This window comes from Nocardia puris (assembly GCF_036051655.1).
GTDB classification, from domain to species: domain Bacteria; phylum Actinomycetota; class Actinomycetes; order Mycobacteriales; family Mycobacteriaceae; genus Nocardia; species Nocardia puris.
The window spans coordinates 3,076,678-3,089,382 of the sequence record NZ_CP107943.1 but is presented as its reverse complement, the minus strand read 5'-3'; the positions used below and the strand labels follow the sequence as shown (position 1 = coordinate 3,089,382).

9 protein-coding genes are annotated in these 12,705 nt (G+C 68.3%); 1 reads left to right on the top strand and 8 read right to left on the bottom strand.

Going from position 1 to position 12,705, the window contains the following annotated elements; genetic code table 11:
- The first annotated feature begins 550 nt into the window (after window positions 1–550).
- Entirely contained in the window at window positions 551–943 is a 393-nt protein-coding gene (locus tag OHB21_RS13860; RefSeq protein ID WP_195142600.1) for a hypothetical protein, read from the top strand.
- A 231-nt stretch (window positions 944–1,174) separates the two neighbouring features.
- Here OHB21_RS13860 and OHB21_RS13855 read toward each other — a convergent pair whose 3' ends face one another.
- From OHB21_RS13855 to OHB21_RS13820, 8 genes are all read right to left on the bottom strand, one after another.
- Window positions 1,175–1,405, bottom strand: coding sequence for a hypothetical protein (locus tag OHB21_RS13855; RefSeq protein WP_195142601.1), 231 nt, complete (start codon window positions 1,403–1,405; stop codon window positions 1,175–1,177).
- Between the two features lie 49 nt (window positions 1,406–1,454).
- Window positions 1,455–2,471 carry a C40 family peptidase gene (locus OHB21_RS13850; protein WP_195142602.1) on the bottom strand — a complete coding sequence of 339 codons (1,017 nt, stop codon included), beginning with the start codon at window positions 2,469–2,471 and terminating at the stop codon, window positions 1,455–1,457.
- Window positions 2,471–3,466, bottom strand: a complete 996-nt coding sequence (locus OHB21_RS13845) for a replication-relaxation family protein (RefSeq protein WP_195142603.1) — start codon at window positions 3,464–3,466, stop codon at window positions 2,471–2,473. The genes OHB21_RS13850 and OHB21_RS13845 overlap by 1 nt, the downstream gene beginning before the upstream one ends.
- 64 nt (window positions 3,467–3,530) lie before the next feature.
- Window positions 3,531–6,053 carry a type IV secretory system conjugative DNA transfer family protein gene (locus OHB21_RS13840; protein WP_195142604.1) on the bottom strand — a complete coding sequence of 841 codons (2,523 nt, stop codon included), beginning with the start codon at window positions 6,051–6,053 and terminating at the stop codon, window positions 3,531–3,533.
- Between the two features lie 3 nt (window positions 6,054–6,056).
- On the bottom strand, window positions 6,057–9,089 hold the full coding sequence (locus OHB21_RS13835; RefSeq protein ID WP_195142605.1) for a PrgI family protein: 3,033 nt from the start codon (window positions 9,087–9,089) through the stop codon (window positions 6,057–6,059).
- On the bottom strand, window positions 9,086–10,924 hold the full coding sequence (locus OHB21_RS13830; RefSeq protein ID WP_328439041.1) for a hypothetical protein: 1,839 nt from the start codon (window positions 10,922–10,924) through the stop codon (window positions 9,086–9,088). Before OHB21_RS13830 ends, OHB21_RS13835 begins: the two co-directional genes overlap by 4 nt.
- A gap of 92 nt (window positions 10,925–11,016) precedes the next feature.
- Window positions 11,017–11,424 (bottom strand): pilin, encoded by a 408-nt coding sequence (locus tag OHB21_RS13825; protein WP_228815720.1) that lies wholly within the window; start codon window positions 11,422–11,424, stop codon window positions 11,017–11,019.
- Entirely contained in the window at window positions 11,415–12,656 is a 1,242-nt protein-coding gene (locus OHB21_RS13820) for a replication-relaxation family protein (RefSeq protein WP_195142607.1), read from the bottom strand. Before OHB21_RS13820 ends, OHB21_RS13825 begins: the two co-directional genes overlap by 10 nt.
- Window positions 12,657–12,705 lie beyond the last annotated feature (49 nt).

Below are 12,705 nucleotides of genomic sequence, written 5' to 3'. Positions count from 1 at the left end.
ACATTCTCCTGGGAAATGGTGGCTGGTGGTGTGTTTCGTCATGTCCCGGCCGGGACGGCACCCCGGGAATTCGGATTCGTGGGCGCCGGTCTCCATGGACGCTCGATACAGGGTGAATTGTCAAGCGGAATCAGGAACAAAGCGGTCCATTCGGCGGGACACCACCGAAATTCCAGTGATCGCCGGGCATGGGGATTGATTTCCACCCGGGATGGTCTTGACAAACACCGGACTATCGAGCGTCCATGGTCGTGGAACCCCGTGTTTCGGCATACCTGCCGACGAATGGGCGACCGCCCCCGGCCGGGTTACCAATCTCGAATCCCTCGACCAAACCCCGGAGAAACGTCATGCCCACTGACCACGACCATCGCGAAAGCAACTGAGCCGCAGCCCCTTCCCGAGTCGGACTCGGAACACTCCTGGCGACTCTCACCAGCCGCCGGCCAGGCTTGGGCCCCTGTCGCAGAACCACGTACGCGAGGCCGACGGAGATATCCCCGTGGAATCGCCCGCGACACCCATCTTTCGGAAAGTTTGGAGACCTCTAATGGAAAACACCGTTCTCACTGCGCGTCTGGACGAGTCTTATACCGTAATCGGCACCACTGAATGCGTCCACCGCATCCGGGAAGTCACTTTTCAGGTGACTTCTACTGATGATTGTGACCACAGCGAGGGCAGAATCTGTACCGAGTGCGCGTCGTCGTGGCAGCTGGACTATGAATTCGACGAGCCGTTCCCGTTCGAGCGTGTCCGCCGGGTAACCGTCCGCGAATTGCTCGACGCGGGACGTTTGCGTGCGGGCGACCGATTGGCCAGTCCTGACAGCGAGGTCACGGCGGTGATCACTGGCTGTGGCGGCTTGATGCTGCCCGATGGCCGAATCTTCACCAACCCGTCTGCTGCCGCCAACGCCGTTGGCGGTAGCAGAACCGAATAGCCCGCAGCGCGTGACCCGCGCGGCTCGTTTCCTTCGCGAGACCCGCGCGGGTCACGCCTGTCGCCCCCACACATCGCATCCAGCACAAGCAAACGATGGGGTATTCCCCGTCTACGCCGCGATATTCGGTGCCCTTCCATCGCGGTTGGGTCTGCCGGGCGCATGTCAGGCTGCCTCCGCGCCCAGCGGGCCTGCGTGGATGCGCTTCCGGGAGCAGCGGGCACGACGGTTTCAGGGTGCGGTGTTGTCGGGATGTTCGTGATCCCAGGGGAGGGGTTCGGCGAATAGGTGCTGGGATTTCCACAGAGGGGCGCATTCGGCGCAGATCGTGTCTTGGTGCTGGCATCGGCGGGGGTCGGCGATGGGGATCTCGACTTCGTCGATGTGGTGCACGAGTTCAGTGCCGCCGGGCGGGATGTGGGCGAAGTCCGCCAGCGCGGTGACGGTGGCCGGTAGAGTCATTGAGAAGCCTCCTGTCGAGAAGTGACGGCTCGCTCCAGGAGCGATCGGTCTAGAGCTGCGGTGCCGGACCGGCAGCGGGCGGCGGCGCGAGGTCGGTGGGTCGAGTGGCCTTGTAGTAGTCATCGCCGCTCCACCGGTAGTCCGAGATTTGAACGGGCTCGTTGAATGTCGGTGCGTGCAGCATCTTCCCGGCGCCCAGGTAGATGCTGACGTGGTGGACGTCGGCGTCTGTGCCGTAGAAGAGGAGATCACCGGGCAGGAGTTGGTCCTCGGGGATGGCGGGCCCGGTGTGGACTTGGTCGTAGGTGGTGCGAGGAATGGCGATGCCCGCGCGTGCGTAGGCGGCTTGGGTGAGACCGGAGCAGTCCCAGCCTCCGGACACCTCGGGGCCGTTGCCGCCCCACACATACGGTTGCCCGAGTTGCTGGCAGGCGAACGAGATCACCATCGCGGCAGTGGGACTTGCGGCCCGCAAGTCGGCGCAGTCACCACTACCGGACGGTGGTGCGGTGGCGTGTGTGGAGTAGCGGTCGGCCTGGGCGAGAACGTCGCGGACGTACCAGTCGGCGTGGTTGTAGGCGAAGATCGCCGCGTAGAGGTCACCCGGGGCACCGGAATCGCACAGGTAATGCGCGGCTGCGTGGACGGCGTCGTGCGGGTTGTATCGCGACGGAGGCGTCGCCCCGCCAGCTGGCAGCGGATGCCGCGCGACGACGGAGTCGAAGGTGGGGGCGAGGAACTGCATCGGGCCACCGGCTCCGGCGAAATTCTCCCCGGCGGCGACGCCGGGCAAAGTGGAGCGGCCGTGGTCGGTTTCGATCTTGCCGATTGCGGCGAGTACCGACCAATCCAAGCCCGGACACGATCGGGCGCCTTGCTGATACAGCACCAGCATCTCCGGCGGGATATCGGTCAGGGCCTCGGTACTCGGCGCGGTGCTCGCGCCTGGTGCCGGAGCCGTGGTGGGGGCGTGGTCGTAGACGGCGACGGTGGCGACGACCGCGGCGATCACGACCGTGCAGAACACGATCGCGGCCGAGCCGACAGCGAGTGCTTTGGCGAACATCACGAACCTCCGGTCTCGCGGGGTGGCGTCGGTGACGGCGGGTCGAGGACTGCCGGCCCACTGGTCGTGGTCGGCGCGGAGTACTGCGGGATGCTCGCCGGGGGCGGCGTGAGATGCGGCCACGAGGCAGGGAGCTGGTGCGGCGCCAGTCGTTCGCCGCCGTGATCATCGAGCGCCAGCCAGACACGGTCGGCGGGGCTCGGATGTCCTGCGGTGGGATCGAGAAGATCGGCAGCGGCGGTAGCGACCGGCACCGCGCCGGGGTCGGGCAGCGTATGCCACGTCTCGAGGAGAGCGCGGCGGGCGGTGGTTTCGCGGCCGGTGGTCGGCACCCACAGCAGAACGGGGGTGACGATGCCGGTGGAGCGGGCGAGTTCGGCGTAGCCGGCGAGTTTGCCGGTCACCGACGACAGGGTGATGGTGCCGAGGTCGTATTCGAGGAAGAAGTCCAGGGTCGCCCCGGGGTGGGTGTAGCGGCCGTAGGCGTCGGGGCGGACGAGATCACCCCAGAGCCCTCGGCTGCGCCCTTCCGACCACCACGCCAGCACCCGCCCGTGTCCGGGAGTCGTGACGAGGGCGGTGAACCATTCGTTGATGCCGACGGTGTGTGCGAGGTGCAGGCTGTGGGCGATAGCGAGGGCGCGCTCGTGGCGGTAGCGCAAGTCACGGACCTCGATACCGGCTTCGGCGGCGACCACTGCGGCGCCGGCGGGGGCCAGGACCCAGTGCCCGGGGGCGGTGCCTCGCGCGCGCAGCGGCCGGAACCGGTCGACGACCCGATATCGGTGCAACAGGTTCAGGCGGCGGCGGGCTTTGATGATGGTGGGGAAGGCCAACTCGGCGAGTTGCGTGGTGGTCAGGACTCGATGCTCGAGCAGCATCCGCAGAATCCACCGATCCCTGCCGGTGAGCCGCACGGCCAGACCGGCGTGGCCGATCGCCGACGGTGCCCGGGGTGCTCGCAGATCCCTCTGCCTATCCGGGTGATTGATCATCAGAGCAACCTCCGAGAGTCGAAGTAGCTTGCTAGGCCGGTGAATCCGTGTGGATTCACCGGGGTCAGGACAGGCGGGGATCGCCGCCACCGGCCGGTGGAGCAGCAGGTTTGGTGAGATCCGGTCCCGGTTCGTCGTCGGGTTCTGCTGGCTCCGTGGTTGGCGGTGGTGCGGCGAGGCGAGCACGGGCAGCGGCGCGGATTTCGCGGGCGCGCCCCGGCACGGCCGGTGGCAGGGGTTGGGTGGTGAGGGTGAACGGTGGCGCCTGCTGGCCGCGGACCAAGACTCGGGCGGCGGCGTGGAAGGCGTCGAGGTGGGTCAGGTCGTGCTCGGACAACCAGGGAGCCGTGTGGCGAGCCAGGTCGCGGGCATCGTCCGGGGACGCGGTGAAGATGACCTTGTTGCGTGCATTGGCCGACACCGCGGCACGCATGTCGGTCGGCAGCTGGCCGAGGTTCTGGTGCGCGAGAACGAGCGACAGGCGCAGGCCACGAGCTTCGGCGAGCATGTCCTCGAGTGGGGTGGCGAGGTTGAGGAAGTTGTGGGCTTCGTCGAGGGCCAGGGTGGCATCGGGGCGCTGGTCGGGGTGGGTGCCGACGCGGGCGGTGGTGGCCTGCCAGGTACGCGCGACGAGCAGCGACCCCATCAGGCGGCTGGTGTCCTCGCCGAGTGAGCCTTTCGGTATCCGGGCCAGGCAGATGCCGCCGTGGTCGAGCACATCACCGAGATCGACGGTGGAGCGCCCGGCGGCGAGGGCATCGCGCACGAATTGCCGGAACAGGAAGTGCCGCAACTTGTTCAACAAAGGGCCGATGACCTGGTTGCGGGCGGAGTCGGTCAATTCCTCATACGAGGACCAGAATCCCCGCAGGATGGGGTCGGTGGTGGCGCGGGTGACCCGGGTGCGGAACGCGGCCTCGGTCAACAACCGTGGTAGATCGGTGAGGGTGGCGACGCCGGGCTGGCGGCACAGCGTGAGCAGGCTCGCCCGCAGGACGTCGTCGGTGCGCGGGCCCCACCATTGAGCGAAGGTGCGGTGGAAGATCGTGGCCAGATTGTCCACGGCGCGGTCGGTGCCCGCCCGATCTGCTGGGGTGTCGAGCGGATTCAAACAGGGTGGGCGGCTACGGGAGTCGGCGTCGAACAACACGACCCGATCGGCGCAGCGGCGGGGCAACCGGGCGAGGATGTCGGTGATGAGGTCGCCTTTGGGATCGACGACGACCACGCCGCGGTCCTGATCGGCCTCGTCGAGAATCAACCGTCCCAGCAGGGTGGACTTGCCGACGCCGGTGGGTCCCAGGACGTGCAGGTGGTGTCGGGCGTCGGCGACGCGCACGGCCACCGACCGTCCACCGGGACTGTCAGCTACACCCAGCGGCTTCGAATACGGTCCCGCCACCGGAATCTCCGGGGTTGGTGCGATGGCGCGAGCTCCGGCCCGCTGCACACCAGGAATAGCGGGATCGTGCGGAAGATGGGCGATGGCAGCCAGCTCCGGCACCGACAACAGATCGCCACGGCCCAACCGTCGCTGGGAGAGCGCCGAGCTGAGTCGCCGCTGGCGGCGGTGCCGGTAGTAGTTGTGGTCGGTGCAGGACCCGAACACGACTGCGAGGGCGTCTGCCCGGCCCCGTGCAACGTCTCGCGCCGCGCTCCGGTCACCGGTATCGGGCACTGTCACCGCATAACGGATGACGGTCTCCCAGTGCGCGCCACGGGCTTTGCCGGCGGCGGCCCGCTGCTCAGTGGTCTCGCGCATCGCGGCCTGCCGATCACTCGACTGGACCGCTACCGCGGCACGGGTGCGGCCGGCGCGGCGGACTGGGCCGGGGGTGAGCAGATCGAGCACCTCCCGCAGCAGCGGGATAGGCCATGCCGAACCGGTCCCGGTTCGGGTGCCGCGGCGCACCCGGCGGCCGGTGACCGGCCGTGCGAGAACCTGTACGCAGGCGGCCTGCCCCGGGCCCAGATCATCGGCGGCGGAGATGAGATCACGAACCAAATCCGCGCCGCCGTAGTCGGTGCGGATCGGCAGCGCCTCTCGGCGCCCGAGCCGCAGCGCACCTCCCGACAGCAGTCGACGATCCTTAAGCCCAGGAAGCGTGAGCGGCGGGGAGACGGCGTGGTCGGTGCGGGTGTGCGCACCCGGCCACGCGGAGGCCACCGCTCGCTCGACCAATCCTGGCGGAATCCGGCCGGGCACCCAGAGTCGAATCGCCACTCCGTGCTCGGGGGTGATGCTGTACTCGAACCCCAGGTGCGGTTGCCCGAACAGCATGCGCCGCCAGGACGGGCGCAGCTGTCCGGTCAGATGCGCCCACAACGCCTCCGCTCCCTTCGGATCCACCTCGGGCGGGGTGAGGACGGTGACCTGGCGGGCATCGACGGCCAGCCGGCGTCGGCGTAGCCGCTCGGCAACCTTCGCCGCGGCGAGCACGCCCACCACCAGCCCCACGGTGATCACCACCGCGGGACCGGTCACCACCTGTAGGGCGGTGTCAGTGAGTTCGCGCATCGCCGCTGCGGGGTCGAGCAGCAGCCTGCCCACCACGCCGTGGTCTGCGGCAAACAGCAAGAGGGACATGGCCTATGCCGCCTGCACATCGACGTAGAGGTCTCCGTCGCCGTCCTCGTCGTCCGCCGATGCGGCGTTGATGTCCTCGTCGTCGGTGACGTTCGGGGTGAACGGGGTGGGTTCGGTGAGATCGAGACCGGACTCCTCGGCATCGGTGGTGTCGGCGAGTTCGCTGGGGTCGGTGGTGACGAGAACGTGCTCCTCGACAGAGGCCATCGAGGCGAATACAGCCCTGTCGGTGCCGTCGAGAGCGATCAGCCCTTGCCCGCGGGCCGCCGACAACAAGAACTGTCGTTCGCCGTCGGAGAGTTTGAATGCGGTCGCGACCTCGTCGATCGCCTGCGGCGCCTGGTGCAGCAGGATCTGGGTGGCCGCGTTGGACACGATCGCCTTGCCGAGTTCGGTGCCCAGGACGTCGGCGCAGTCCTGGGTGGCGACCGTCAGTCCGGCCCAGTACTTGCGGAACGACTTCGCGGCCCGGAACAAGAACTCGGCACCGGCGGTCTGGCGCATGATCAACCACGCCTCGTCCACGGTCACCATCCGTGGCCGACGATTCGCCGGATTCGATACTCGCCGCCAGGTGGCATCCAAAACGAGCAGCGTCCCGATCGTCTTCAACTCATCCGGCAGCTCCCGCAATGAATAGGCCACCATCGCTGCGTCCGGGCTGACGGTGGTCGGCCCGTCCAGCAGTCCGGCGAACGCACCTTCGCCGACGAACGGAGCCAATGACGCGGCAAGGTCATCAGCGACGACCGAACCGAGCGCGGCCAACTGCTCGCACAGGACACCCAGGGTCGGGGCGGGCCTGGTCCACGTGGTGGGATCCTCGGTGATCCCCACGCTCGCGTAGGTGGCGGTCACGGCAGTGTCCAGCGTGGCGCGCTGCGCAGCCGTCTGATCCCCGAGAAGAACACGGATCACGGTGTGACAGAACAGTTTCCGCCGGTTCAACGCATCCGAGGGTGCGGTGCGGCGGCCGTCGGGGCGGGTGTGGACTTCCAAATCGAAGGGGTTGAGCCGGATTCCGGGAGTGCCGAGGTGGATGTAGGTGCCGCCGACTGCCTCGGTCAACGCGCGGTATTCGTTTTCGGGGTCGATGATCACTTGTTCGATCCCGCGATACAGCGACCGCAGGATGTCGGTCTTGACCAGGTAGCTCTTGCCGGCACCGGAACGGCCGAGTACGACGGCGTTGTGGTTGTGGGCCTCGGGGCCGAACCGGTCGACGAAGACCAACCCGGATGCGGCGTCGCGCCCGTAGAGCACTCCTTCTGGCGATGCCGCGCGGGCGGGATCGCCGACGGGCAGTTGTGGACTGGAGAAGGGGAACGCCGCCGCGAGGGCGTTGGTGTCGAAGGTGCGGTGCACCTTCACCAGGTCCAGTCCCAACGGAAGTGTGGAGATCCAGCCTTGGGTGGTGCGGTAGGACAGATGGCAGGTGTCGACGAGCAGGCTGGCTGCCAGAGCGCGCACAGCGGCGACCTCGTCGGCCAGCTCGGTTTCGGAGCGGGCGTGCACGGTCAGATACAGCCCGATGCGGAACAGGCGGGCTTCGGCGCGTGCCACCCGCGAGGACAGATCCGCGGCATCCTCGGCCGCGACCTCGACCAGGGGGTCGGTGCGGCGGCCGTAGCTGGCATCGTGGAACCGGGTCGATTCCAGCCGGGCGAGCTGGCGCCGCAATCGGGAGGCAGCGGTGACCGGGTCGACCGGATCGATGTGCAGGGCGACGTCGAGGCGGCCGGGGTGTGACAGCAGCGGCGCCAGCCAGCCGGCGGTGACCTCACGCGGATACCCGGTGACGGCGAGGGTTGCCACCCATCCCGTCCCGACCTCGAGGTGCCGCGCGCCGATTGCCAACGCATCCGGCCCGAATCCATGTGCGGTACCCGCGATCTGACGACCGCGACGACGCAGGAATCCTCGCCGCTGTGTCGGCTCGTTCATGTCCTCGGCAGGTTCGATGTCGCCGAAGGTCGCGGTGTCCGCGCCGTCGGTTGTGATCACGGTGTGGGGACCGGCGATGTCCGCGGAGGAGGGGACGAGACTGCCGGGATTGCAGGCACCGGTCACCACAGCGGTGGCCTGCGCGTCATCGAGCGGTGTCACGGCGACACCCATCGGGGCGAGGAGGTCGGCGGCCTCATGCACCCGCCGCAGCAGCCGGGCCTCCGCGGCACGCCGTGCGGCAGCCGACAATTCCCGGCGAGCACGCCGACGCCCCGCGACCAGCCAGCCCAGCATCGCCGCCGGCGTCGGTCCACCCAGGTGGTCGTTCGACGCCGGGAGGTCGAGAGGTTCACGCCAGACCAGCAGTACTTGCCGGTGCATCAAGTCCTCCCCGGCCGCGAGCCCGGCCAAGTGGTCGGCGTGACCGTGCGCGGCAGCGGCCAACTCCGGTGACATCTCACCGACCGAATCCCACAGACTCTGTAGCTGGCCGGTCAGATCCAGGCGCGTCGACCGCAACAGGATCTGCACCGGCTGGCGCAACGTGTGCAGCCAACCCCCGAGCTGGGAGACCAGGGCATCCTGCTCCTCGGGAGTGCGCAGGGCGAGGTTGACCGTCCCGGCCGCTGCGACCACAGCCAGCCCGTCCGGGCCCAGGTCGACCACCCCGACCCCACCGGCGCCGGTGACCGACTCGGGAAGATTTAATGCTGTGGCCGACAACGGTTGCGGCACCGGCGGCTTCTTTCCTCGCCCCGCAGCGCGGGTGAGCCACCGTGGCGCAGCAACGATCCCTTCAGGTGCAGACACCAAGTGAGAAGGCCGCAGACGCTGCCGAACGGCGGCCAACAGCAACCGGTCACCCGACAGGCCGTCACGGGTGGTCAAGATCAGCACCGCGACCGCAGTGCCGATCGGGACAGCCCCGGCCAGAAACGCTGCGGGGGCGATCACGTCACGGGTTGCGGTCCACGCGAAATACAGCAGCAGCGTGGTGACCGCGAGGACAGCGAGCTGGCGGGCGGTGAACGGGCCGATCAACCGGTCTTTGCGGTCAACATCGGCAGGAATACGAACGGGTGTGCTCATCTGGGGTTTCCTTCTCGGGGAGTGCGGCGTGCGCGGCGGCGGACGGGCAGATCGGGCAGCGGCAGATGCAGCTGACGACCTGTCGGTGTCGAGGGACGTGGCGGCGGAACCGGTGGCGGTGTGCTCACCCGCTCGGCGGGGCGGACCCGGGTTACCGGGAACGGCAGCCGGTACTGGCCGCTGCGCAGCGGCCGGTTGCCCTCATACGGGTCGGGCGGATCGAACTCGAACGCCAACTGCGTGCCCTGCCGAGGACGCGGCACCGACGAAGGCGACGCCGGTGCGGGCGCTGCGGGAGGCCCCGCAGGTGCAGGTGTCCGTCGGACCCGGCTAACAGGGATCGGCAGCGGGTACTGGCCGCGGTGATTGGCGCGAATCCCGCTGTAGGGGTCCGGCGGGGTGAAATCGAACGCGAGCTGGCGGCCTCGCGATCTCGGGCGGGTCGTCGGCGCAGGGGCGGTGCCGGGTGAGGCCGGAGCCGATGTGGTGGTGGCCGACTGCGACGGTGGTGTTGCAGGACCCTGCGTTCGCCGGACCCGGTGGACTCCTTCAAGGGGCAACATCATTTGGCCGTCCCGCGTCGACCGTGTCCGCGCGTATGGGTCGGCGCTGCCTGCGGCAGCGGCGGCACCTCGGCGGCCGTTGCCCACCCTGGTACCGGTAGATGCGTTGCCCTGTGGGGTGGGGCGTCGGATGGCCGTGGCGGCAGCCTCCTCGCCGCTCTTGAGCAGGCCGAAGGTCTTGTAGGCGACGTAGCCGCGTACCAGGGATCCGACCATGCTGCGGCCGTGGCCGATTCGCATGGTCGACATCAGCCAGAACGGGATCTTGATGAGCACGCCCATCAGGGCGAGCCCGATGATCAGGCTCACGACGCCGTCCATGTTGGGCCCGAAGAATCCCCATCCACCGGGGGTGAGGAAGACCCGCAGGGTGGTGACCAACACCAGCGACTGGACCACCTGAATTGCCAGGCACGCGGCGAATGAGCGCCACCACCAGCGTGCGATCGAGTCCAGCCCTGGCAGTGCATGACACATCAATGCCAGTGGTGCGGCGACGATCAGGATGATCGTGATCGCGACGCGCACGACGTAGGTGATGAGCAGCACCACCAGCATCACGACAAGCGCTGTTCGCAGCAGAACCAGGAAGATGCCGTTCCCGGTGACCGACCCGGTGAGCTCCTTCAGCGCGGTGGTGGCGGAGTCGGAGTCCACTCCGCTACCAGCGAATGCTTCGGCCAGCGCGTTGGCGAACACGATCGCCTGGGTCGCCAGGAGCATGCTCATCGCCCCGGCGATGAACCCAACCACAATCCGCGGCAGCAGTTCTTGCAGTGACCAGCGGGTCTGTAATGTTTCGCGGACCATCAGCAGGATGCCGGCAGCCATCACCAGCAGCCCGTACATCGCCAGCATCAGATGCCACGACGAGTTCCACAACTCACCGACCCGCGGCAGGTCTCCGGGCTCGGGGGTGGTCAACAGCGTGTGCGACAGCAGCTCCAGCAGCGGGTTGAGCGCTGAATCGACCAGGCGGTCGAAGAAGCCGTCGATCGCATTCGCGACGCAACCGGAGATATTGCGAATTCCGCAGTCGGAATCACCCGTATCCGACGGCGCGACCGGTCCTTGGTTGGGGTCGGCCGGCCAGGAACCTTGCGGAGTAGGCGATGGAGTCCCGGGCGTGGTCGGGGCTTGCGATGTAGGCGGAGGCGTCGGTGTCGGCGCGGTCGGTGTCGGTTGCTGGGGTGTCGTCGCCACCGGCGGCGGTGGCGGCGGTGGCGCAGTCGGTTCGGCGGCGGCCCTCGCGCCGATGCCGACCCCGATCACCAATATCGCGACCACGGCTGCCGCCACTCGCGACGCCCATGCTGTTCGGGTGTGCGGTGGTGAAGTGCCGATCGGGAAGGCGGCGGTCATGGTCAGGCACCCACGATCGACTTGAGAACGGCGACGATCACCGGCGCGAGCATCGCCAGGCCGTAGCCCAGGCACGCCGCGCGTAGCGCGGTCTTGGACTTCTCGACCTCGCCCGGGTCACCGGAGGCCAGCACATAGCGGGCGCCGCCGATGGTCAGAAACACCGTCGCCAGCCCGGCGAGGATGCCGACCAGCCAGTTCCGGATGTTGTCGAGTACCTGGTCGAAGGACTCGGCGATAGCAAGCACCGAAGTCGGCTCGGCCGCAGCGGAACCCGCGGCCACGACGACTGCCAGTGCCACTGTCGCGAATACCGTGGTCGCGGCAAGAGCCCGCCGGATCGAGCCGGACCGGACCGTCCGGCGCGACGAGGTCGCAGAACGAACTTCAGGGAAACCGATCATGCGCATCGGCGATTCACCTCCACCTGGGTTGCCGGTTGTGCGGGGGCAGCCGATGTCCGCCCGCACTGGCTACTCCGCGTTTGCGAGCCACATTTGGACCCGGGAGTGTCCGGAAAATCGCCAGATCGGCCAGCGCTGGACGTCGACTGCGAGGTGGTGAGGGAGATCGCCGATGCTGCGGGAGTACCTGGTGAACTCGACCGCCGCGGCATGTTCTCGCCGGCCGTTGTGGTGTCGTGCTGGCCGAGGGCGAGGACCGCCGACCCGAGCGGACTGAGGGCGTACTGCCACGGCGGCACGCCACGACGGCCGACACCAGGGCGGGTACGGCGACACCGGGTCAGCACTCCACGACGGGTCAGCGCCGTCAGTCTCTTCCGCGCGGTATCGACGCTGGGGAACAACAGATCGGCGACCTGATCGGCACTCAGACCTCGCTCAGCGTCGAGCAGTCGCAGCACCTCCAGGTCCCGCTCGGTGAGTCGCTGTCGCTGCACGGCCACTTCCGAGCCCTGGTCATCGGCCGAGCAGGACAGGAGCTGCAGAGCGCGGTGCTCGACGGTGCTGGTGCGTGCTGGGTCGGTGGCTGCCGCGCGAGCGGCCAACCAGTCGAGGAGATCGTGTTCGCCCCGTTGGCGGGTCTTGCGCAACGCCCAGTGCGACCCCGCAGCATCGCTTGCCAGGGAGGTCACCGACCACCCCTCCAGCCGAGTGGCGGCGATCAACTCGGCAACCTCGGCGGTGATCACGTTCTCCGCGACCGCCTCGGCGAGGATCTGTTCGGGGTGCCCCGCCGGAGTCCGCATCATCTGCACTGGTTCGTCGATGCCGGTGGCGGGTTCTGTTCCGGTGCCGACATCCTCGTGGGGTACCGGGGAGGCGGCCTCTCGCCGCACCCAGGCGCGACCACCACGAAACAGTGCCCACCGCAGCCGGAACCACAGAAACGGGCGCTCGACATCGATGCGCGGCAACTCGGCAAGGAACTCGGCCAACAGATCGGCCTCGACATCGTCGGTGCGGGCATCGCGCTGGCGGGGACCGAACACACTGGCCATCCCCGCCAACATCGGCGCAGCCATCCCGGCGCACGTGAGGGCCGCATCCGAACCGCGGGTTCGGGACCGGCGAATCAGCCACACCCAGACCTCGTCCACGGTCTCGATCGGCAGCGCCGGGTCCGACAGCACCTGCCGCAACTGGCCCCACGTATCCACCGGCCCGCCGAGCCCCGGCACCGGGCTCCCCACGACGGGTAGCGGGTGATCGGCTATCCGGTCGAACGCC